Source organism: Streptomyces sp. ADMS, assembly GCF_033441795.1.
Lineage (GTDB): Bacteria > Actinomycetota > Actinomycetes > Streptomycetales > Streptomycetaceae > Streptomyces.
In genome coordinates this window covers 14,527-36,495 of sequence record NZ_JAVFVX010000080.1, presented here as the reverse complement: position 1 = coordinate 36,495, position 21,969 = coordinate 14,527, and the positions used below count along the sequence as shown (strand labels likewise).

Here is a 21,969-nt window from a genome sequence, read left to right as displayed (position 1 = left end):
ACAAGTACGACGTCAGCGGCAACGACATGCTCCAGTGGTGGGAGAGCGACGGCCGTACCGACCTCGCCCTGCTGCACCTGGAATCGTTCGGCAACCCGCGGGCGTTCTCCCGCACTGCCCGGCGCGTGACCCGCCGGATGCCGGTGCTGACCGTCGATGCCGGCCGCACCGACGCGGGCCGGCGTGCCGCCGCCTCCCACACCGCGGCCGCCGCCACGCGGACCATGACGCGCCAGGCCCTGTTCACCCAGGCCGGCATCACTGCCACTCGGTCGGTGGGCGAACTCCTCGAAACGGCGGCTCTGATGCACTCCCAGCCACTCCCGGCAGGAAGCCGAGTCGCGATCGTCACCAATGCGGGCGGCGCGGGCGTCCTGGCCGCCGACGCCTGCGCCGAGGCCGGGCTCGACCTGCCGCCTCTCACCCCCGAGACTATGGACACCTTGCTTGACGTGTTGCCCGACGGAGCCGCCGTCGGCAACCCCTTGGATGCCACCGCCGCCGTTACGGAGGAGCAGCTCAGGGAGTGCGTGGACCGGATCAGGCGGCATCCGGGCATCGATGCCGTACTCCTGGCCCTTGTTCCCACCGCAGTCGCCGAGGCGACCGGTGACGACCTGATCCGGGCCCTCACCGACGCTCCCGGGCCCCAGGCACGGCCGGTCGTCGCGGTACGGCTCGAACAGGACCTGCCCGTCAGGCTGCTGCCCGCCACGGACGGCGGCACCATCCCCTCGTACGCCGAACCCGGATCGGCGGCAAGAGCGTTGGCGCACGCGACCCGCCGTTCGGCGTGGCTGAGCCGCCCGGAGGGGACGATCCCGACACTGGTCCAGGTCGATACGGCCCGCGCGCACGCGGTCGCCGAGGCGTACCTGACCGCGCACGCGGACGGCGGCTGGCTCGACCCGCGCACCTGCGCCGAACAGCTCGCCTGCTACAGCATCCCGCAACTGCCCTGGGCCTGGGCCGAGACCGAGGACGACGCCGCCATCGCCGCCGAGCGGCTGCGCGGTGCCGATGGCCGGGTGGTCCTGAAGGCACACTGGCCGGGCCTGCTCCACAAGAGTGAACAGCGCGCCGTTCATCTCGATCTCCAGGGCGACACCCAAGTGCGGGCCGCCTTCCGGGACTTCGAGACCCGATTCGCCGGGCTCATGACCGGAGTGGTGGTCCAGCCGCTCGCCGCGCGCGGCACCGAACTGTTCGCGGGCGTCGTGCAGGACCAAGTCTTCGGCCCGCTCGTCCTCTTCGGGCTCGGCGGCACCGCGACCGAGGTCCTCGCTGACCATGCCGCACGGCTCGCGCCGCTGACCGACCACGATGTGCACGACCTGATCACCGCACCGCGCTGCGCTCCGCTGCTGTTCGGCACGCACGGCGGCCGACCGGTCGACCTCGAAGGGCTCGAACAGCTGCTCCTGCGCCTGTCGCGGATGGCGAGCGACCTGCCGCAGCTCGTCGAAGCCGACTTCAACCCCGTCCTGGCGACACCCGGCGAGGTCACCGTGCTCGACGCACGTGTACGCCTGCTGCCGCGTCGGGCCCAGGACCCCTATCTGCGTCGACTGCGCTGAGGAGGAACGCACATGAAGCGGTGGTCGACAAGCTTGCATGAGGAATGACTACGAAGGCTACGAGAGGAGGCGGACCGTCATGCTGAACAAGGTGCTGATCGCCTACGGGACGACGAACGGGTCGACCGCGCAGATCGCGGAGGCCATCGCCGATGTCCTGCGTAAGGAGGGAGCGACGGTCGAGGCGATGCCCGCCCGGTCCGTGACGAACTTGGGATCGTACGACGCCGTGGTGGTCGGCGGCGGCCTGTACGCGGGACGATGGCACAAAGACGCGCGCCGCTTCGTCCGGCGGCACGCCCGCGAACTGTCCCGGCGTCCGCTGTGGTTCTTCAGCAGCGGTCCGCTCGACGCTTCGGCCTCGGAACGCGACATCCCACCTGTTCCCGGCGTACGCCGCGCCATGATCCGCCTCGACGTCCAGGAACACGTCACGTTCGGCGGTTGCCTCGAAGAGGGAGCGAAGGGATTCATCGCCCGGAAGATCGTCTCCTCCGGGAAGGGCGGGGACTTCCGCGACTTCGATCAGATAGAGGCGTGGGCAGCGCGCATCGGCAGCGAACTGGTGAAGGAGTTGCCCAGGACCTGAATCGGACATCTGGCAGTCGCCGGCCTCCAGTCCCTCGCCTGATGACGAGGGACTGGAGGAAAAAAATACGAACCCGGTGCCGAGCGCCTTGGCCCTGGTCACTGTCTGGACTCGTGGGTACCGTCCAGGACTCTCTAGCGTCCGGCGCCGAAGGGCGGTGGTTTGGAGACGGTGCGGGCGCCGTCCGAACATCGGGGTGCCCAGCCCGTGCACGATCGGGGAGTGCGGCCACTGGCGCGGCGATTACGCCCGCTCTTCCGGAGTGGCCGTCTCCGAGCCGCCCAGGTCCAGGCGGAACGGTGGGTACTTGTCCGTCATCAGAGCGGCGTACGCGGTGACTCGCAGGACCCATCGGTTGAGGCCGATGATCAGGTCGAAGAGATCTTTCGGGTACTTCTCGGTGAAGGCCAGGATCACGGCCGCGATGACGGTCAGCAGGGCGATCAGGCCACCGGACCACCAGCCGAGGTGGGCACCGCCGAGGAAGAAGCCGATGACCATGTAGTGCGGGATGGCCAGGAGCCACCACTTCACCAGCACCAGGCCGCGGGAGAGCCGCTCCGGGTAGGCGATGTCCAGCCGTGCCGGGTAGTCCGGTTCCTCGCCCAGGCTGAACGGGGGGTACCGGTCGGTGCCCAGGGCGTCGTACGAGTAGTACGAGACCCGCCAACTCCAGCGCAATACTCCTAGGTTGAAGTCGAACAGGGCGCGGGGATAGCGCTCGGTGAACAGGATGGCGAAGAACGCGATCACGGTCACCACGGTGAAAGCGATCCAGAGGAAGAACAGCACCACGTAGTGCGGAATGGCGAGGATCCACTTCACGAGCCACAGCCATCGGGACAGTGGCGAGTCGATGTGCGCGTTCACCCGGACCGGGCGGTCGTGAAATCCCACCGGCGTCGTCATGGTGATCAGCTCCCTCCCCCCGGCGTGTGCGTCGCCGGGCGGGCTCATATGACCAGCCTGGCTGCTTCCGCCCTACCCCGCGAGGGCAGGTGGGTCCATTGCGGTGGCCTGTCGGCATACGCAGCCGCCAGCTCGCGGTACGCCTGCGCGGAGACGGGGCGACGGTGTCGAGCAGGGCCGCACTGGGCTCACCCGGGGTGGTCGGTCCGCAGCAGCCGCGCCCATATCCGCATCATGTGGCCTTACGCCCCCACTGCGGTCCGGCCTGGTCCCACTCACGGCCCCATTGTTCGCAACGCACCTGGTCGAGCCGCCACTGCGCGAGGCGTCCGGCGGCGTATGTCAGGCCACCGAAGGTGAGCGCGGCCCCGGTGCCGAACAGGGCCGCTTCGAAGGCCGCCGCGCCCGCGGTCGGCGGCTCTGTGGTGAGCTGCCCGCGGCTGTTCAGCCAGATTACGACCTTCGATCCGGCCCGATGCCCGGAGTCGACCAGGGTCCGGCCTGTACGAATGGAACCGTCCGACGCCGTCCATCGGACTTGTGCCCGGACCCGCTCGGATGCCGCACCTTTCGCCGTCGGTACCGCTTCGGCCGTGCCTTCCACGAGGACGGCTGGAACCGAGTGGCGCTCGCGCCGCAGTTGCGCGAAGGACTCATCGGCCGCGTGGGCCGTCACCAGGCCGACGAGAGTGCCGCCCAGCACGATGACCGTCCAGACGGCCAGGACGATCCAGGCTTCGACGATGTCCGCGTGGCGGCGCAACGGATTGCGCCGCCAACGCCACCACCTCTGCCTCGTTCCCTTTGCCTTGCGCATGGGACCCGCACCTCCTCGTCGCCCCCGGCAGGAAGGTGACAACCGGGAACGAGCGGCGGCTGGGGCCGACCTGACGGCATCCTCGGGCCGTCCGGTGCACCCCTCACGTCCAGCCTTGGGAGGTTTAGCCCCACTGCGCAAGCGGTAGCCGGGGCCGCCATAACCGAGCACGACGAAGCTGCCGTAGTGCACGGTGCGGTGGGTCGCTCGGTCCGAAGGGCCCCGTCCGCTCAGGCGATGTGGACCCGTCTGCCCCTGCGGACGGCGGCCGTCAGAGGCAGGCTGGAAAGACGAGGTCACTCCGTTCGAAGGCGGCCGCAGCGGCGTCCCGCCATCAACGACGCCGGTGGTTCCCAGGGGCAACGGGTGTCCGCGCGTGCGGGCCCCGGTCGCTGTTGCACCCCGCGACCAGCACCCGGAAGGTGCAGGAAGGGATCGTCATGAAAGCACTCGTGTTCCACGGCTCCGGCGAGTCCGCCTGGGAGGAGACCGAGGACCCCGGCCTCCAGGAGGCCACCGACGCGATCGTCCGGGTCGACGCCGTGACCATCTGCGGGACCGACCTGCACATCCTCAAGGGCGATGTGCCGGAGGTACGCCCCGGCACGGTGCTCGGGCATGAAGCCGTCGGCGAGGTCGTCGAGGTGGGCAGTGACGTGCGCAGTGTCCGCCCCGGAGACCGCGTCCTGGTCTCGTGCATCACGGCGTGCGGCCGCTGCCGTTTCTGCCGGGAGGGGGCATACGGACAGTGCCGCGGCGGCGGAGGCTGGATCCTCGGCCATCTGATCAACGGCACCCAGGCCGAGTACGTCCGCGTGCCGCACGCTGATCTGTCCGTGTACCCGCTTCCCGGTGCGGTGGACAGCAAGGACGCCGTCCTGCTGGCCGACATCTTCCCCACCGCCTACGAGGTGGGTGTGCAGAACGGACGTGTACGGCCCGGAGACACCGTCGCCGTGGTCGGAGCGGGACCCATCGGGCTCGCCGCGATTGCCACCGCCCGGCTGTACACGCCCGAGAAGATCATTGCCGTGGACCTCGCGCCGTCCCGGCTGGAGGCCGCGAAGCGCCTAGGTGCCGATGCCGTGGCCGCCGCGGGCGAAGAAGCCGAGCAGCTGGTCGCCGACCTCACCGAAGGACTCGGAGCCGACGTGGTCATCGAAGCGGTCGGGGTGCCGGAAAGTTTCGAGACGTGCACGCGCATGGTGCGGCCCGGCGGGCATGTGGCCAACATCGGCGTGCACGGCAAGCCCGCGACACTGCACCTCGAAGACCTGTGGATCAAGAACGTGACGATCACCACCGGCCTGGTCGACACGCACTCCACTCCCATGCTGCTGCGCATGCTGGCCGCCGGTCGTCTGACTGCGGCGTCCATGGTCACCCATACTTTCCCGCAGGACCGTATGGAAGAGGCGTACGACGTCTTCTCACGGGCCGGCGACACCGGTGCGCTCAAGGTCGTTCTCGGCGGGGAGCAGCACGATGCCCTGACGATCCGTGCGTCATGACAGGAGGAAGTGAAGGCCCGCGGCCGTGCGCTGCGGCGGCACTGCCCTGCGGCTGCGCGACGGCCTTGCACGGGCCGATCTGGCGGCGGAGCAGAGCGAGCACGAGGACGCGGTCCGCCGGCGGTGGGCCGCCGGGCACGCGTTCGCCGCCGGTGTTTCCCGCCGCGCCGGGCCTTCCTGGAAACCGGTGGCTCAGCCCGGGGGTTCCACGGCTGTCACTGGAACGCCGCGTGGATCTCCTGCTCGGTGGCGGTGTGGGAGACCAGGAGGAGTTCCTCTCAGCTCGGAGTGTGAAGGTCGGTGTGGGGACGGTCGCTTGTTCGTCCACCCTGGCGTCGTACGCACCGCGATGTCAGCCGACATCGAGAAGTCGTTCGCCTCCGGACAGCCCATCCCGTCAGTCGTTTTGTGGGATGTATGTGGGATTAGGCCACCCATGGGACTGGTGGGACGCCAGTGCATCCCAGTGGCCCGGACGCAGCCTCTCACACCATCTTCACGCGCTCGAAGGTGATCGCGGAAACAAACGTGCCCCTCGCCGGTGTTCTCGATCTTCGAGCCGAGGAGGGGAAGGTGTCGGGCCTGAAGCTGTTCCACACGACGAATATCGGCGTGACGGAGGTAATGCCGCGTCTTGCTGACGTCGAGGCGGATGTGCAGGACCTCATCGAGGCGCACATGGAGACGATGCTGGGCGTGCGGTTCCTGGCGAGCGAGTACGTCATCAACTGTGTCGATGGTGGGCGCATCGACTCGCTGGGGGTCGACAAGAATTTCGCACCCGTGATCGTCGAGTACAAGCGCGGCACGGATGCCGGTGTCATCAATCAGGGCCTCTTTTATATGGCCTGGCTGATGAGCCACAAGGACGCCTTTCGGAGTCTGGTCCGCGACCGGTTCGGGGTGACGGCCGCGTCCCAGATCCTGTGGAGCGCACCGCGGCTGATCTGTGTGGCCGGCGACTTCACGCGCTACGACGTGCACGCCGTACGTGAGCACCGGCGCTCGATCGACCTGGTGCGCTACCGGTACTTCGGCAGCGACCACTTCGGCCTTGAGACGGTGGCCTCGGTCACGGGGCACTCGGCTGAGACCAAGCGGGTACGCCGCCGCGTGACCGGGGCGTCGCCGGTTCGGCACCAGGGCGGTGCGATGGCCGAGCTGGCTGCCGCGGTCGACGAGGTCCTCGTCGGCCTCGGGAACGGCGTCACCCGGGTGCAGCGTAAGCAGTACCGGGCCTATCAGCGGCTGCGGAACTTCGCATGCCTCATCCCGCCCCAGCAGACCAAGGTGCTGGTCTACCTGAAGGCGGATCCGATGGCAGTGGATCTGGCGCCCGGCTTTACCCGGGACGTGACAGGGCTCGGCCACCATGGCACGGGCGACCTGGAGGTGCAGCTGCGCACCGAGCGGGACCTGGAGCGCGCCCAGGACCTGTTCCGGCTGAGCTACGCCGCGGCGTGAAAGAGCAATGGCCCCCATGGCCATGTGGGCTTCCCAGATGAAGTTGTGGTTGGTCGTGATGCTGCCTTTCGACGTGGCGGTCAGGGAGTGGCGGTGGAGCTATAAGTATTCGGTGGATCCCCGGTTTCGGTAACCGGGGATCCACCGCCATATTGCCGCCCTCTCAGAGCTCGGCGTACTCACGCAGGGCTGCGAGGAACACCGTTGTGTCCGCGCGTGCGGGTCCAAGGCCCTTGCGGATTCGGGCGCTCTGCTGGATCACGAACGCTCGCTGCTCGTCGGGGAGATGGTCCAGCACGGTTCGGTGCGGACCGCGGCGAGGTGGCTGTGGGAGCCTGCCCAGCACCGGCATCCCGTGGCGAGCCAGTTCCATGTCCACCGTGGCGTCGAAAGAATCCGGGTCGTGCTGATCGTGTGCGCACCGAAGGAGCAGGCCGGTCATGGGGACATCGGCGAAGGGGACTCTCGCCAGGCGTTGGTGAAGCCAGGCGACTGCGGACTCAGCAGGAGTAAGTGCGATGGTGCGGCGCTGAAGTTCCCCGGCGTGCACCGTGGTGCTTTTGGTTGTTCTCGGAAAGTGTCCGTCGGTGACGATGAGGTGGTCATCGGCCAGAGGGGAGAATGCCAGCAGGGGCAGGTCCACCCAATGGCATTTGACCATGATGATGTGGTCGAATGCCGCGCGTGCCCGGGTGATGTCTGCTTCGAGGTCGCCGTGCACGTAGTTGGTCTTGCCTTTGAACATGGCGCCGGCACCGCCGGTCAATCGTGCGCGTTGCCACGCGGCTGTCGCGCTTCCGTCCTGGCTCCGGCTGCTGTCCGCCCTGAGTACCAGCGTGTTGAGGCCCTGGTGAGCCCACGCAGCGGCGAGCTGCTCGGCGGTGTCCAGCGGGCCGTCTCCCCAGGGATCGATCAGCTGGAGGACGTGCCCGGTGCGGCCCTCACAGCCTGCGTCTGCTGAGGGGGAGCGTTCGCTGAGGAACGTCGCAAGGACGTGAGCGCGGGCGCGGCCCGGGCGCCGAGCGGGGCGGGCGTCCTCGCTGTACACCGTTTCGACTGTCAGGCGGCCCGAGTCGAAGGTCTGGACGCATTGCCGCTGGCTGCAGAGGTGTCCGTCGAGGTCCGCTGTCAGCCCCGGCCCAGCTACCGACTCGGCGAGTGCCGTGGCTACGTTGCCATCGTGCAGACGGGCGTGCTGCGTCAGGCATCGCCGCACCGTCCACCTCAGGCCCGACTCATGCGGCTCGCTGGTGAACGTCACCTTGCTGCCGGCGGCCATCGACTCCCACACAAACAGGCGGCGCAGCAGCGCACTGGCCAGGCCGGGTCGCACGGCATGCGGGTCCACGGGCTTGGCCGCCTTGCTCCTCGTTTGCGTGGTGCGGCTGGGGCGCCAGGGCCGAGGCATTGGATCGTGCGGGGTGTCTTTGGTCCACAACGGGACGTGCTGCCGGCCCTCCACCGCTTCGCGGTGCGCCTCCAGTGCGGCGGCGAGATCACAGCCCTGAGGGCCCAGAAGGGTCACGCGTCCGGCGCCAGTCCTGCCCAGGAGCAGCTCGATACCCCGGCGACCGGCGAAGGCCCGCAGGTCCAGGACGCCGTGCCGGGACCTGCGCCTGTCCCGGTAGGGAAGCAGAGGCAGCAGCAAGGCGAGAGGCTGAGCCGACTCCAGGCGTAGCACCACGTGGTCGGCGTAGGGGGCGACTTCACTGATACCCAAGTGTCGGCGGCCTTGTCCCTCGCCGAGGGCTTGCAGGTGGGATTCCAGCCGTGCCTGGTCGTCGGCCGTGGCGACAGGCAGCGGCTCGGACCAGTCCCGAAGTTCGCCCAGGCGGCGCCGTGTTGCTGCCAGGGACTCGCCAGTGAGCTGGCGTCGGACATCGACGATGTACTGCTCGATGAGCATCACGCTCTCCTTATTTTCCGCCCCGACCCGGCAGAAGGCGCGTGAAGATCAGAATCTAAGGCTGTGTGCGGGCAATACGCGAGGAGGTGTTGTCCGTCGGCGTCAGGGTCGGTTCGTGGCACCCGGAACTGGCCGCCTCGCACAGCCAGGTAGGAAGAACGGAACCGTACCGGCCTCTGCTCATGCAACCTCGGAGTGCGAGATGAAGGAATGCCGCCCCGAAAGGATTACGGCCGGTCGGCTCAAACGGGGGCGGAGCAAGGCAGCTGACTGGTTCACGCGGTCAGCCAGTGCGGCTCCGCTCCGTGGACCGGCGAAGCCGGCGGGGTGACTGGCGACTGCTGATCCCTAGGGTGCTCCCAGGCCGCAGAAGCCGGCGAGGACGCTTGGGGACAGGCCACTGGTGAATCCCGCGCGGGGCATGCGGCGGACGATGGCTTGCCAGAGTTCGGGCGCAAGGCTGGAGGGAGGTCGCTCCACCGTGGCCCGGAGGTCGAGTACGGCCGTCTTGTCGGCGTCTTGGAGGACGAACTGCTGGTCGCGGCCGAAGTTCTCGTCGGTGTCTCCGCGGAACCTCTTGAGGAGGAGCGGTAGACCGCATACGGGGTCCACCAGGGCCGCCACGATGTTGTGCGGCCCCGGTACCTGCTCGCGGGCATGGGAAGACCGCAGGACCAACCGTGCTACGTCGAAGGCCGCGCCGCGATGGCCGTCGGCCATGAAGGGGTTGGCGACGGTGTGGAGGAGAGCAGCGCGCCGGAGCAGACCGCTGCCCAGCCAGGCCCCGCGCCGTATCACCTGTACGTAGTGGTCATTGGTGTCTTCCCAATGAGCGCGGTGCGCCTGCTCCGCCGACGTCCAGGTACGCGGCGAGGAACGCCAGCACAACTGCATGCTGTCCGGGTCGATCCACTGGGAGAGCGCTCGTGCTTCGGCGGCGCGCCAGACGGTGGACGGGAGCCCGGTCAGCCGCAGGCGGGCCGGCTCTCCCGGGACCTGTAGTTCGATCGCGGTCCGGTCCCGGTGTGTGATGCGCAGGCCGGGGACGCCGTGTACTTCGTGATCGGAGACGTAGGACGGCAGGAGGTTGAAGAGGATTTCAGCCGCTCGTTCCTCGCTCTCCACACCGAGGGCGATGCCGTCTGGCTCAGGGTGGACCGCGGTGACCCCCAGGGGGTAGCGGGTGCAGACGTTGCGGAACTCCAGGAGTGCGACGAACACGCGGGCCTCAAGGAGCCGTTGGGCCGATGACGCCGCTGCCGGGATCGGGGATTCACCGGTTTGTAGCGCATCGACCGCCTGGCGGGCCTGTTGGACGCTCTCGCCGAGCAGGGCAGCGTCTTGGTGCAGTGCGCTCATGGGTCTCCTGCACGCCTCGGCCCAGGACGTACGGAATCGAGATCCGGTGGGATGCGCGGAGGTTCGGTGGATGACCGGTTCACCCGAGCCTGGAGATCAGGGCCGAATCGTTCTCCGGGGAGCGGTGGTCGAGCCGCGGTTGCATCGTAGATGACGCGGCAGTCTCCGGCGCTGTCCCGGCACGTTCCTGGGCAGCGATCACCTGGAAGGAGGATAGGGGCGAACGCCTGGGCCTAACCTCTATCGGATCTTCTGCCATGGACGGAGATCAGCGCGGGAACTGCGGGAGTCAGTCGGCCGAGGCGGCTTCCACGTCATCGGCGTGCAGCGCGAGAGCCTGTCCGAGTGCTGATCGGCCCTGGCTGCCGGGCTCGGAGGCATGCAGGACGGTTTGGGCGTGCTGAACGATGACGGGCATCCGGTAGTCGTCACGGTTTTCGGGCCTGCTGACCAGGGGCAGTAGCTTCGTGAGGATCTCGCGGGTGTCGGGAGAGTGTGGGGTACGCGCGGCGCGGTCCGCGACGCGGTCGGGAAAGCTCACGTCAGGGTTGATTGTGACTGTGCGCAGTGTGTGGTGTAGCCATTGAGCGTGGTAGAGACCTTCGGCGAAGGCGAAGTGCCCGGCTCCGCGCAGGTGGCCGCCGGGGGTGCCGGCCGCAAGGTCCAGGACCTGCTCCCAGAGTGCCAGTCCGCGTGTGTGCAGGCTGTGTTCGCTGGGGTCGGCGGGGAGTGCTCGGGCGATGTCTCCCAGTAGCTTCGACACGGCTTCGGGGCCGCCGTTGCCGTCGGACAGATCGGCAAGGAAGGCCAGATCGAGTGTCTCCGGGGAGTGAAGCAGCGTCATCGCGAACCGGTTGAAGATCGGCTGCGGGGCGGTTGTGCGCAGATAGCACGTGGTCTTGGCGGGGTCGATGTCGCCGAGCACGGCGCAGTCGTGGGCGGAGAGTCGTTGCAGGTACAGCAGCCACGACCGGACGGGGGCGTTGCCGGAAGTGATATCGAGGAGGGTGTCCTGGTGGGCGGTGTACCACGGCTCGGCGTACAGGCGCAGCTGGGTCAGCGCGGCGCCAATGACGGCCAGAGCCCGGTCGTCGGCACGCTCGGTGAGGATCTCGGTCATCAAATCGGCGGCGGCCGTCGGCAGCTCGCCGTCGGACGCGGCCCGGTACACGGCCCACTGGACGAGGGAAACCAGCGCCATGCCCCCGGACGTCGCCGTGGCGGTGACGTAGGGATCCTCCGGTTTCTGGGTGGGCTGGCTCCACTCCCGGGCGGAGGCCACGAGCCACGTGATGGCCTCGGTCTCGTCGAGGCCAGGATCGATGCCGAGGGACCAGGCGTCTTTGAGGAGTTGGCAGGTGGTGCGGCGTGCCCGTTCATCGAGGTCGGGATCGGCGCTGCCGATGCCCCCACGCAGCTGAGTGATCAGCTGCCAGGCGGCGGTGGTGGCAGCTGCGGCGCGCGGGCCTTGGGGGTCGGTGAGTCCGGCGGCCTGGCGGGCCGTACTGATTGCGCCGAGGAAGACGGTGCGCAGGTCGAACGTGCCGAGCGCTTCCACGACGGCGCCGATGTCGGCGGCCCATGCATCGGCGTCGGCGTAGACCGCCTCCTCCAGCAGCCTGAACTCGGTGCGCTCGAAGTAGTTACCTGGTGTGGGGGGCCGCGAGGCGAGCACGGCTGCCCCGTGGATAGGGCCGTGCTGTTCGCACAGGGTGCGGAACTCGGCTGCGGCTTCCGCGTCGTCGTCCGGAAGAGCAATAACTGAGATCACTGGTTCGCTGATGGTGTGCGGCGGCCCGAAGTACTCGGTCAGCAGATCGACCACGGGCTGCCAGGGCGTCAGGGCGGCGGCGGGCAGCATTCCGGACAGTGCCCAGATGGTCCGCCACACAGAGGGCACCTGCGACTTCCACTCCGGGAAGTCGCCCCCCGACTCAAGTGCGTCGAGCACTCGCGCGAACCGGTTGTCGCGGTCGTCGAGCTCTGCACGTGCCGCTTGGAGGGCGGCGGCGTCGGGGACCGGTCCGAACCCGTCGCGCAAGGCCGCAGCGAGATCGTCCTGGTGTTCCGGCCCGCACTTCTCGACGACCGTTCGGACGAACGCGGCAACGTCGGCGGTGGGCACCGGCATGGCGTCGAGCCGGGCGAGAACACTGAAGGCCGCCGCCCACCACTGTGCGTCGTCGGGCTCGTCGTCGGCGACGTCCAGCAGATGAACGGCCATCAACCGGTCACGCTCCCACCCGCCCAGGGCGTCAGGAGTCCATGCGCTTGTTCGCGCTGCCAGGTCGACACCCCGGTCACGCTGGGCGCGTGCGACCTCCAGGCAGGCCGCGGCGGCCAGCCAGGCACCGGTCAGCGCGCGGCTTCCCGAGAGGCCGGGAGAGCGCAGGTCGTCCCTGATCTGCAGATCGCCGCGGGTCCTGTCAACCGCGAGATGGGCGGACAGCACGTCGATCAAGGCGTTGCCCACCGTGGCGGCCAGCGGTGCGGTGGCGCGGGCCGTCTCCTGAAGCTGCTCCAGGCCGCTGCCGATGTCCCACGAATCGATCGGGGACGTCCCGGCGCCGGCAACCAGTACCTGTCTGACCAGATCTACCCACTGCGTGTCGCGCTGCTGGAGGTCGACATCCAGCGCCCAGAAGAGCACCTCGATGCGCAGGCCGTCGACCCCCTGCTGCTGGACGATGCGTGCGACCAGTGGCGTGGCGTGCCCGGTCAGGTACCGGCAGAGCCACATCAGCCTTGCAGCGGACCGGAGTCCGTTCTCGCTGATCTCGTCCAGGTGCGGCTGGAGCCACTGCGTCAGGCGGGCCGGGTCCTCGGTGGCCAGGTGCTGGAAGTACGGTGCGGCCGGCCAGCGGTCGGCTTCCGGCAGGAGGCGCGCGGGAGAGAGCTTCTCCAGCCACTCCCACCCGGTGAACCTGCTGAACAGGTACGGCGTGGCCGACGGATGGTGCAATTGGTTGACCTCCTGCACCTGTTCGGCGGTGGGTGAGGTGACGGCGGCGAGCGCCACCCAGCGGGCAGCCTGGTCCGGCAGGGTGAAGACAAGTTCACGGATCGCCATGAGGACGTCGTGCAGCAGCTTTACCGCATCCGACGCCCCGGTACGGGTTGCCGCATGAATGATCTTGGAACCGCTCTGGTAGTAGTCGGACCATGCCTTGAACGCCTTGAGTTCACCAGCTCCGGGCTCCCGGCCAGTCAGCTCCCGGACCAGTGCAGTGACCTGCTGGATGCGCTGTGACCCTTGGTCGTTTTCCATGTCCAACAGGCGCGCGTACGCGGCGCCCACCGCTGCCAACTGCCGATCAAGGACCGCGTCCTGGCGGAAGCCTGGGGCGACGCGAACTGCGTGGAGTTCCCGCAGCGCCACGGAGAGGGGCTGCTGCCCGGTGAGGTGCGCCGGTACCTGCTCCAGTTCGTCCAGCGCGTCGACAACCCGTCTCAGCGCCTCCGCGTGTGGCGCGGGGCTAGGCAGCGCGGCCCGGTAGCGGGTGCGGGAGCGGTGCAACGAGACCAGCGCCTTGTTCAGGTCACTGTCGGCGGGTAGCTCGTCGGGATACGCGGAGAGTGTGTCCAGGTCGGCGAGTAGGCGATCCAGAGGCTTGGTGACCTTGCGCGCGCCGTCCGGCTGGAAGATCTGCTTGAGCGCCTTCTTGAGGTCGTTGCGCGCCGCCAACAGTGCCTTGTGGTTGGTGCCGCCGAGGTTCATGAGGCACTCGATCGCAGTGCGGCAGGTGGCCTGCGCGATCACATACGGCTGGTGGTAGCGATCGGGATGACAGAGCATGTCGTGGGCGTCGCGCAGCAGGCCCAAGGCCAGGTCACCCTCGCCTTCCGAGCCGAGACCTCGCAGGCGTTCTGAGAGCAGAGAATCCTCAGCCAGTAGAGCAGTGTCGTCTGCCGAAGGTCGGGCCGGTTCAAGCTCACGGGAATCCACGTCGGGCACGGTAGCGAGCCCGGATGCCTGGAGCTACCCGTTTCGTTCGCGGCCACGGCCAGGGTTGATGTGGAGTGCGGCGGGTGCCGCACTCACCGTCCGCCGTCCGTCGGTCTCTTGGTGTTGCCACGCCCTGCTCTTGTGGGGCCATGGCCAGTTCCTCCCGGTCGGTCCTGCGGACGTTCGGCACCTGGGCCCGAGCGACGGGCCGGGCATTGAGGATCCTGGTGTTGTCACGTGAAACGGCTGTCGGTTCTGCCGCGGATTCTTTTGGGCGCTGGCGCGGGGTTTAGGCCAAGGGGTCCTGGGCGGCCGGGTGCAGGTTGGTGGCAGGCTCGGGCTCCGCCTGTTGCCGAGGAGGTATTGCTTACTTCTTTTTTCCCGTGCAATGTAGGGCCTTAAGAGTCAAGTTATACGCGCTGCCCTGGCGGGGAACCCACAGTGGGCAGTGCCCATACCCGAAGGCATGGGCACTGCGCTTGGCAGGCAGCCGCGATTCTCTGGCCTCCCCTTCCCGGATGATTGGAACATCCGGGAAGGGGTCAGAGGAGGCTGACGAGCTTGTTGGTCAGCACCGTGACGACCGTCGTTACGGCGGCCGTTCCTGCTGCTTGGCACCAGCGGCTGCGGAGGATGTCCGCGAGCCGTCGGCTTAACCCAGCCGTCTGTCTTTCGTGATCTGCCTGACCCTGTAGGCGTTCCGGCATGTCCTACCTCTCTCGTGGTCTCGCGTGGAGCCCTGGCCTTGTTGCCGGGGCGTGTGAGGGAGAGCGTGAACGGGCCGATACACCAGGGGCCATCATAAGAGCTGCATGCCCCTGGGGCAGCTGTCTTACGGGAATTGGCGACAGGCAGTCAACGAATGGGGAATGGGCGGAAGTTCGGGTGGACGGCTTTGCCTGCTATCCGTTGTGGACAGTCCCTGGCCCGTTTCCGGGACCAGGGACGTGGTGCTGGCGGAATACGCCGGTGCGTGAGCTGGTCAGCGTCGGGATGCTGACGGGTGGGGCTGGGGTGCGGCCGGCTGGAGCGCGGCGGTGCGCTGCCGGGAGGGCGCCGTGGTGCGGGAGACGGTGCGGCGAGTGCCGATGCCATGGGCGAGTTCTCCAGTAAGGGCGGAGAGGAAGCCCGCAGGGGTGTAGGCAGAGGCGCGTATGGTCCAGGTGGGGTGGTTGATGCTGGGGCCGGCCCAGAGGGTCCAGGTGTCGAGGAGTTGGGGGTCGTGGGCGGCGAAGGCGTCGAACTGGACGCCGACCTCGCCTTGTTCGGTGGTCCAGCGCATCCAGCGTCCGTCCACGGAGGACGTCCAGCCGACGTCCGCGAGCGGCCGGACAACCTCGGTGACGGTCGTCTCGATGGGGGTGCCCAGGGCGGTGTCCTGGGCGTCTTCGGTGGCGAGGGCGGACAGCAGGGTACCCAGGACCGGTGCGGGGACGGTGGAGGTGAGGGCCATGTGCCACATGCGTTCGCTGACCGGGCTCTCGTAGACGGCAAGCGTCCATGTCGCGTTCCGGGGGCCGGCCTCGTGGTCGAAGAGGATGCGCAGGGTCAGTGACTCGTGGTTGGCGATGGTGGTGTTGTCGTACCAGGTGCGGTGCTTCTCCCAGTCGTTGTTCTCGGTGAAGAAGTCGTTCAGCAGGGCTTCGTGATCGCCAGGGTCGGCTTCGTAGGAGGGGACCCTCTCGATACGCGGGGCAGCGGGGGCTTGCGCCGTGTCGGGTGAACGGAGGCTGGTGCGTGCCTGGGCGGTCTGCTGTTCGATGTCGGTCATGGGTGCGGGTCCGGGGCGTACAGCGTCGCCGTGGAGGCGTTGGAAGGAGGCGAGGGCCTGTGCGGGGGATTCGAGTCTGTCGGCGATGGAGCGCAGGTGGTTCTCGCCGTGCAGGGCGACCGTCCCTCCGTCGAGGTAGGTGCCGATGGCGACGGTGGTCCAGCCGTCGTGGGCATGGGCGTGGATGATGAGCCGGCCGTGGCGGATGTCGTCGTAGATGGTCTGGGCTGCGTTGGAGACCTCCCGTACCTCGGCGCGGGTCAGCCAGTGCATGGGGTAGTTCGCCCAGGTCCATTCCTCGCCGATGGCTTCACGCAGCCGGGGTGTGATCTCCGTGGTGATGCCTTCGGCGTGCAGGGCGTGGGTGGCCTGGTGGGCCCAGTAGGGCTCTTCGTGATCGATCCGGGCCAGGACCATGGTGTGGTCGTCGAGGTTCTCGAAGCCGCGGGCGGCCAGGAGGGCCTGGGCGGCGCGGTGGTGGGTGCCGGTGAGGGTGGCGGTCACGGCACTGGCGTGGGCGGGGTGGGTGTCGAAGCGGACATGTGCGTCGATCGGGTGGTCGGACATGGAGGTGGGGCTCGATTCGGGTTCGGTCCCGGCTGGTGGGTTGGCCGGGTCCGGTGATTGAGGTCATCGGTGGGCGCGTGCGGAGGCGAAGGCCGGCCGGTTGGGCGGACCGGCCCGGGGGGCCGGGGCGGGGCGTACCGAGGGCCGGGTGGCGGGCGAGGGGGCTGGAGCTGTGGCCCGGTTCCAGCGGGTGCGCAGGGAGTTGAGCTCGGCCACGGCGCGGCGGCTGCCGGTGATGAGCTGGTGGGGGGTGTTCGCGGTGTCGTCGGTGTAGGCGGTGATCCGGTCGGCAACCGCGCGGGCGCGGGCGAGGAGGGCGCGCCGGAGGATTCTCTCGCCCCAGTACTCGGGGGAGCCGGCGGGCGTGGAGACCAGGGCCATCAGGTCTTTGGGGGTGAGGGAGTCGGTGAGCAGCCCGCGGTGCTGGGCCTCGCCGAGGACGGTGACCGGGTCGACCATGTCGCCGCGGTGGACCAGCGCCGTGATGGACTGCCAGAGCGCGGCGTGCAGCGGCAGCAGGAAGTCCGCCTCGGTCAGCCACCGCATCTGCTGGACCTCTGCCGGATAGGCGGTGGCGGTCGCCAGGAGGAGGCGCTCTTCGTCGAGGTCTTCCTCACCGGCCTGCCGTGGGACATCCGGGGGGAGTGCCGTGCGGGGGAAGGAGCCGGGGTGCGGGGCGAACTGTTCGGCGAGGGAATCCAGGACGCGGCCGATGTCGTCGGCCAGGCCGAGCGTCGCGGCTACCGGGTTGGGCAGGCCCGGGTCGGTTGCGGTGGACGCGAGGCGCTCGGCGTGCCCGCGCAGAATCCGGCGGGCGTTGTCGGCGCGGATCATCCTGGCGTATGCCGCAGCGTGCCTGGGCTGCGGGCAGAACTGGATGAGGGCGTGGAGGTAGGAGGCGCTCAGGCCGCGAGCGTGAGGACGGGCGTGGTCCAGCACCGCGTTGAGCCAGGCGGTGTCCTTGGTGTGGGCGGCGGGGTCGGGCGGCGGGAGCGTGCGGATCGCGGTGAACAACGCGGCGTGGGTGTGGCTGTCGAAGTGGTGGGCGATCAGCGGCTCGGTGTCGGCCAGACGCGCAGGATCGAGGAGGAGGGCGCCGAGCAGGGCCTGCTCGGCGTAGTGCACGGGCTTCGGCGCCGGGACGCGGTCGAGGTCGTCGTCATGGGGATCGGGGGTGTAGGGCATCAGGCGGCGAGAGCGAAGTCAGCAGGGTTGAAGGGCATGTTGAGGTGCGGGGCGAGCAGGTGTGCGGCAAGGCGAGGGGGGACGGCGTTGCCGATCTGCGAGAACATCTGGCCCTTGTTGCCTTGCCACGGATAGCCGGCGGGGAAGCTCTGCAGCACGCCCGCTTCTCGGGCGGTGATCTTGATCGGCTCCGGTGCCGACCCCGCTGCCTCGACGGTGGGTTCGGCGACCCAGGTGCACTCGTTGGCTCGGTGGCCGAAGAAGAGCGTGCCGGCGGGTTCGTCGGACCGGCGGATGGTGGCGTTGGTCTGGTTGTTGCTGCGAAGCGACCACGACCAGCGGTGCGCCTTGGCAGCGAACGTGGGGGCTGGAGCGTCTGCGGGGCGGTTGTCGCGGGCGCCGTGCCGGGCGGTCCAGCCGGAGCCCTCTCGCCGGGAGGCCGGGACGATCTCGGAGTCGGGGCGGGGTGCCCAGGTGCCGCGGGCGCGTGCGTCAGTGAGGGTCTTGCGGGAGCCGGAGGGGAAGGGCTCTGGGCCTCCGCCTGGTCCGCCGCCCGCGCACACCGTGGGCACGGGCCGGTCGGTGGCGCCCCAGCCGAGGGCCTCCGCCATGGACACCCAGCGGGCGCGGCCGGGCCCGAACAGGCTTTCCGGCTCGGCCAGTTGTGCGTGCGTGGGGGGTGGGGGCTCGGCGGTCCGTACGCGAGAGGCGAGCAAGATCGCCCTCCGCCTGGTCTGCGGGACACCGTAGTCAGCGGCGTTGAGAATGCCGACCCACACCGAGAAGCCCCAAGCGCGCAGGATGGCCGCGTACTGCTTCCACAACGGCAGAACGTCGGGGACCTCTTCCATGGCCACCCACTCGGGCTCGCCCACGGTGTTCAGGGCGTGCAGGTAGCGCATGGGCTCGGCCGCTAGGAGAGAGCGCTCGTCCGCGCACGCGGCGAGCAGCTGCTCGCGGGTGTCGCGTCCGGCCGCGAGGTCGGCGACGGCCTGGTGGACGAGCGGCTGGTCGACCAGGCCGAGCCGCTTGCCGGCCATGCTCCATGCCTGGCACGGCGGGGAGGCGATGAGTCCGAGGATGCGGCCGGGGAAGATCCACGTCGGATAGCGGGCGACGTCGGTCCGGATCGTCAACTGCCCCGCCATGGCCCGGGTCTTGCAGGCCCACTCGTCCCATTCCAGGCCGATGTCCCGCGCGCCGAGGACGGTGAGGGCGTGGCTCCAGCCGCCGGGCCCGGCGAACAGATCGAGGATGATCCGCCTCACGAGGCCAGTCCGAAGTCGTCCTGCACCGGCTCGTGCTCGGAGGCTCCGCGGCAGGCCCAGGGAGAGCAGCCGTCGACCACGCCGTTCTCCAGCTCCTCCACCATGACGGCACCGTCGTCGAGTTCCTGCTGGCGCGCAGCCCACTCCGCGGCGGTGACGTGGTCGATGGGGGCCTGGTCGAGTGGGACGCGGGAGCGGTGCAGGAAAGCCTGGCCCAGCAGCCGGTTCCCGGAGGCGTTCGCGCGGGCGTTGCCCTGGCGGATGGCTGCGTCGAACGCGACCACGTCCGCCCATTCCGCCGGACTGCTGTCCCGGATATTTCTCCACTGCGCGTTTCCGTGAAATGGACAGCCGAGGCAGCTCGATTTCGGCGTGTCTGCCAGGCCGATATAGGTCAAATAGCGGATGCAGTCTGCGCGTGACCATCCGAGGTCTATGAGTGGATGCCGGTTGCGCATGTACTTGACGTCGGCGTCCTTGGCCCGGTGGAATTCATCCGTCGAGATGCCGACCCACTGTTCGACGAATATGTCCTTGGGGATGCGCTGGGGGTAGGGGTATCCGAGGAGTTCTCGGACCTTTTTCTTGATCGGTTGTATTTTATATTCCCCGGTGCACTGGCGCCTGGTCATTCCCTGTTTCCCGTCCTGGTTGAGGATGTACAGCGGCATGGACGCGAAGCGGTGCTCGGGATCTAGGGCGTCGTCTCGGATGTTTCCCGCGGTGACGCGCAGGACGGGTATGCCTGCAGGGGTGGCGATTTCCTGTTCGAGGCGGTCGAGGTGGGAATAGACGGCGTTGGGTTCCCAGCCGGTGTCGGCGAAAATGGCGTAGTCGACCTTGGGGAGGATGCCTTCGGCGGACAGGGCGAGCATGGTGCTGGATTGAATTCCGGCGCCTAGTGAAATCGCATGGAAAGCGGGGAGTTTGGAAATGACTGGTCCTGGGGGTGATGGGGCCGGCCCGGTTCGGCGGCGAGGCGGGCGATGCGGGCGCTGATGAGGGCGGCGTGGCGGATGGGCAAGGCGTGTGTGGTGCGGGGGAGGACGTCCAGTGCGGCGGCCGGGAGGTGGGCGGCCAGCTGCTTGGTGTGGGCGGCGGGGATGTGCCGGTCGTCGATTCCCGCCATGAGCAGCAGCCGGCCGCCGAGCTGGCTAAGGACGGTGAGGTCGCGCGGCTTGTAGTCGCGCAGGGACTGCCACAGGGTGGCGAGATCACCGGTCGCGGTGTGGCGGATGCCGTGGCGGCACGGCGGTGGCCCGTCGGCCGACCGGTTGGGGCGTGGGGCGAGGCTGTGGGCGTGCGTGGGGGGCAGCCGTCGGCGCAGGAGATCCACCGCGCGAGGTGCGTGGGCGCAGGTCAGGGCAGCGAGGCTGCGCCCGGCGGCCAGCAGCCAGGCGCACGGGCCGCGGCCGGGCAGCACCGTCGCACCGCGTGCGGTGGGAGACAGCAGCACCATGCCCCGTACTTGGGTCAGGTGCTCGGGGTGCAGGGCGGTGAGTTCCTGCAGGACCAGGGCGCCCAGGGAGTGGCCGGCGAGCACGAGCGGTCCGGTGGGGACGAGGCGGGTCAGGATCTGGTGCAGGTCGTCGGTGAGCTGTTCGACCGTCAGAGGTGCCCGGCCTCGGGAGGTGTGGCCGTGCGCGCGCTGGTCGTAGCGCAGGACGCCCAGGCCCAGACCGGTCAGGTGCCGGGTGTGCAGACGCCACAGGTCGGCGGTGACGGACGCGCCGTGCACGAGGACGACCGTCGCGCCGTCGCGACGCGGGCGCACAGGCGTATCGCGGTAGACGGCCAGGGGTGTGCCGTCCGCGGCGGAGACGGACAACACCTCCGTGACAGAAGGCGGATGGGACATGGGCGTGGACTCCGGAAGGTGGGATCGCTGGAGGGGCAGCCGTGCGCTGGGGGCGGCGGAGACAGCTGTTGGACACCGCACTGCGCTTGTCGCTGTGAGTGGGGTGTGGCGGGTACCGGGGCCCCGAGACTCCGAGGGGGCCGGGCGTTCAGCCCCGTACCGCTGGCCTTTGGGCGCCGAGACGATTAGCGGTGGCGTGCCCAGGGCGGCGTAGCGGTGGGCGTGGCGGGGATGGCTGGAGCTTGGTCCTGCGTCGGTACCGATGGGGGCAAAGATCCGTCGGCACGCGGCTGGTCGCTGAAGGCGTCGTGCGTGTAGTTCCAGCCGTACAGGTGGATCAACGGACCGAGCACGTCGCCGATCCGGTCCAGTCCGCCGCTGGCCAGGTGGCGCGGGGAGACCAGGACGGGGTCCGCCGGAGCGAAGCTCACCGTCTGCGGCCCGCCCCCTGCTTCGTTGCAGGAAGCATCAAGGCCGCTGCTCGGGCGGCAACCGTGGTGGGCTTGTACTGGGCGAGGGCACGCCGGCCTTCGGCGGTGACATCGAGGCGCTGGCCCTGGTGCAAGGGTGTCGTGGTGTCCACCTCGACGAGTCCTCGCTTGATCAGGGCGTTGAGGGTGGCGACGTTCACGGTGGCCCGGTCCTTGTCGATGGCCTTGAGCACGCCGTGCCGGCTGATTACGTAACGGGTGCCGCCTCCTGCGGACAGCCGGGCGAGGACGGCGTACTGGCTGGCCGTGATCTCCGGCACGGGTGTCGCCTGCTGCTGTTCGGCGTGCTGTTTCAGGTCCCGGGAGATACCACTGGCGAGGTAGTAGCAGCCGGTGTGGGCCAGGTCGAGCTGGTGGGCGGCGTCCGCGAGGTGCTCCGCCATGGCGGGGACGGCCTCCGCGTGCCGTGCCGTGCGCACGGCTGCTTCATCGGCCGGCGGGCCGGGGAACGCGGCGCCCTCCAGAGGGTTGGCTTCCAGCGCGCCGACCAGGTCGGATGCGGCGATACTGGCGGCGAAGACGACGGAGGCGAGCGCTTCCAGGGACGGGCGGCTGCCGGGTACGGCGGCGTACTGGCTGCCGTCGAGGGCGGCCAGGCGTTCCATGGCCTGTTGGACCAGCTCGTTCGTGGCCAGGATCTTCGACGTGAGTTGCTGCCGGGCGTCGGTGCCGGGTGTGAGGGTGAGTGAGCGGACTTCGCTGTGCAAGTCCTCGAAAGCGCTGCCGAGTTGTCGCAGTTGGGCGATCTCGG

At 69.0% G+C, this 21,969-nt stretch carries 16 protein-coding genes; 4 read left to right on the top strand and 12 right to left on the bottom strand.

The window, feature by feature from the left end:
* Both RB628_RS28555 and RB628_RS28550 read left to right on the top strand, forming a co-directional pair.
* Positions 1-1,577, top strand: a 1,577-nt coding sequence (locus RB628_RS28555) for an acetate--CoA ligase family protein (protein WP_318323403.1), incomplete at its 5' end; no start/stop codon positions are given.
* A 79-nt stretch (positions 1,578-1,656) separates the two neighbouring features.
* Positions 1,657-2,166: a flavodoxin domain-containing protein gene (locus RB628_RS28550; protein WP_318323402.1), complete on the top strand. Its 510-nt coding sequence runs from the start codon at positions 1,657-1,659 to the stop codon at positions 2,164-2,166.
* 243 nt (positions 2,167-2,409) lie between these two features.
* Here the strand turns inward: RB628_RS28550 and RB628_RS28545 are convergent, their stop codons facing one another.
* Both RB628_RS28545 and RB628_RS28540 read right to left on the bottom strand, forming a co-directional pair.
* A complete protein-coding gene (locus RB628_RS28545; protein ID WP_318323401.1) occupies positions 2,410-3,075 on the bottom strand; it encodes a DUF4389 domain-containing protein in 666 nt (221 codons plus the stop codon).
* A gap of 232 nt (positions 3,076-3,307) precedes the next feature.
* On the bottom strand, positions 3,308-3,892 hold the full coding sequence (locus tag RB628_RS28540) for a hypothetical protein (protein ID WP_318323400.1): 585 nt from the start codon (positions 3,890-3,892) through the stop codon (positions 3,308-3,310).
* A 440-nt stretch (positions 3,893-4,332) separates the two neighbouring features.
* Between RB628_RS28540 and RB628_RS28535 the strand changes: the two genes are divergently transcribed.
* Positions 4,333-5,403, top strand: a complete 1,071-nt coding sequence (locus tag RB628_RS28535; RefSeq protein ID WP_318323399.1) for a zinc-dependent alcohol dehydrogenase family protein — start codon at positions 4,333-4,335, stop codon at positions 5,401-5,403.
* 573 nt (positions 5,404-5,976) lie between these two features.
* The gene (locus tag RB628_RS28530; RefSeq protein WP_318323398.1) at positions 5,977-6,867 is read left to right on the top strand and encodes a DUF5655 domain-containing protein; all 891 of its coding nucleotides are present in this window, start codon (positions 5,977-5,979) and stop codon (positions 6,865-6,867) included.
* Between the two features lie 163 nt (positions 6,868-7,030).
* Here RB628_RS28530 and RB628_RS28525 read toward each other — a convergent pair whose 3' ends face one another.
* From RB628_RS28525 to RB628_RS28480, 10 genes are all read right to left on the bottom strand, one after another.
* The gene (locus RB628_RS28525; RefSeq protein ID WP_318323397.1) at positions 7,031-8,392 is read right to left on the bottom strand and encodes a hypothetical protein; all 1,362 of its coding nucleotides are present in this window, start codon (positions 8,390-8,392) and stop codon (positions 7,031-7,033) included.
* 729 nt (positions 8,393-9,121) lie between these two features.
* Positions 9,122-10,132 (bottom strand): hypothetical protein, encoded by a 1,011-nt coding sequence (locus tag RB628_RS28520; RefSeq protein WP_318323396.1) that lies wholly within the window; start codon positions 10,130-10,132, stop codon positions 9,122-9,124.
* Between the two features lie 289 nt (positions 10,133-10,421).
* A complete protein-coding gene (locus tag RB628_RS28515) occupies positions 10,422-13,955 on the bottom strand; it encodes a hypothetical protein (protein WP_318323395.1) in 3,534 nt (1,177 codons plus the stop codon).
* Positions 13,956-15,060: 1,105 nt separating this feature from the next.
* Positions 15,061-16,416 carry a DUF317 domain-containing protein gene (locus RB628_RS28510; RefSeq protein ID WP_318323394.1) on the bottom strand — a complete coding sequence of 452 codons (1,356 nt, stop codon included), beginning with the start codon at positions 16,414-16,416 and terminating at the stop codon, positions 15,061-15,063.
* Positions 16,417-16,479: 63 nt separating this feature from the next.
* Positions 16,480-17,601: a DnaB-like helicase N-terminal domain-containing protein gene (locus RB628_RS28505; RefSeq protein WP_318323393.1), complete on the bottom strand. Its 1,122-nt coding sequence runs from the start codon at positions 17,599-17,601 to the stop codon at positions 16,480-16,482.
* Entirely contained in the window at positions 17,601-18,860 is a 1,260-nt protein-coding gene (locus RB628_RS28500) for a DNA cytosine methyltransferase (RefSeq protein WP_318323405.1), read from the bottom strand. The genes RB628_RS28505 and RB628_RS28500 overlap by 1 nt, the downstream gene beginning before the upstream one ends.
* A 5-nt stretch (positions 18,861-18,865) precedes the next feature.
* On the bottom strand, positions 18,866-19,744 hold the full coding sequence (locus RB628_RS28495) for a hypothetical protein (protein ID WP_318323392.1): 879 nt from the start codon (positions 19,742-19,744) through the stop codon (positions 18,866-18,868).
* 23 nt (positions 19,745-19,767) lie between these two features.
* The gene (locus RB628_RS28490; RefSeq protein WP_318323391.1) at positions 19,768-20,727 is read right to left on the bottom strand and encodes an alpha/beta hydrolase; all 960 of its coding nucleotides are present in this window, start codon (positions 20,725-20,727) and stop codon (positions 19,768-19,770) included.
* 185 nt (positions 20,728-20,912) lie between these two features.
* Positions 20,913-21,158, bottom strand: a complete 246-nt coding sequence (locus RB628_RS28485; protein WP_318323390.1) for a hypothetical protein — start codon at positions 21,156-21,158, stop codon at positions 20,913-20,915.
* Positions 21,155-21,925, bottom strand: coding sequence for a hypothetical protein (locus RB628_RS28480; RefSeq protein ID WP_318323389.1), 771 nt, complete (start codon positions 21,923-21,925; stop codon positions 21,155-21,157). The genes RB628_RS28485 and RB628_RS28480 overlap by 4 nt, the downstream gene beginning before the upstream one ends.
* Positions 21,926-21,969: the final 44 nt, after the last annotated feature.

Excerpts from the sequence above, each read along its gene's own strand:
- RB628_RS28550 (WP_318323402.1), top strand. The coding sequence starts at position 1,657 with ATGCTGAACAAGGTGCTGATCGCCTACGGGACGACGAACGGGTCGACC.
- RB628_RS28540 (WP_318323400.1), bottom strand. The coding sequence starts at position 3,892 with ATGCGCAAGGCAAAGGGAACGAGGCAGAGGTGGTGGCGTTGGCGGCGC.
- RB628_RS28535 (WP_318323399.1), top strand. The coding sequence starts at position 4,333 with ATGAAAGCACTCGTGTTCCACGGCTCCGGCGAGTCCGCCTGGGAGGAG.
- RB628_RS28490 (WP_318323391.1), bottom strand. The coding sequence starts at position 20,727 with ATGTCCCATCCGCCTTCTGTCACGGAGGTGTTGTCCGTCTCCGCCGCG.
- RB628_RS28495 (WP_318323392.1), bottom strand. The coding sequence starts at position 19,744 with ATGCTCGCCCTGTCCGCCGAAGGCATCCTCCCCAAGGTCGACTACGCC.
- RB628_RS28545 (WP_318323401.1), bottom strand. The coding sequence starts at position 3,075 with ATGACGACGCCGGTGGGATTTCACGACCGCCCGGTCCGGGTGAACGCG.
- RB628_RS28505 (WP_318323393.1), bottom strand. The coding sequence starts at position 17,601 with ATGCCCTACACCCCCGATCCCCATGACGACGACCTCGACCGCGTCCCG.
- RB628_RS28520 (WP_318323396.1), bottom strand. The coding sequence starts at position 10,132 with ATGAGCGCACTGCACCAAGACGCTGCCCTGCTCGGCGAGAGCGTCCAA.
- RB628_RS28510 (WP_318323394.1), bottom strand. The coding sequence starts at position 16,416 with ATGTCCGACCACCCGATCGACGCACATGTCCGCTTCGACACCCACCCC.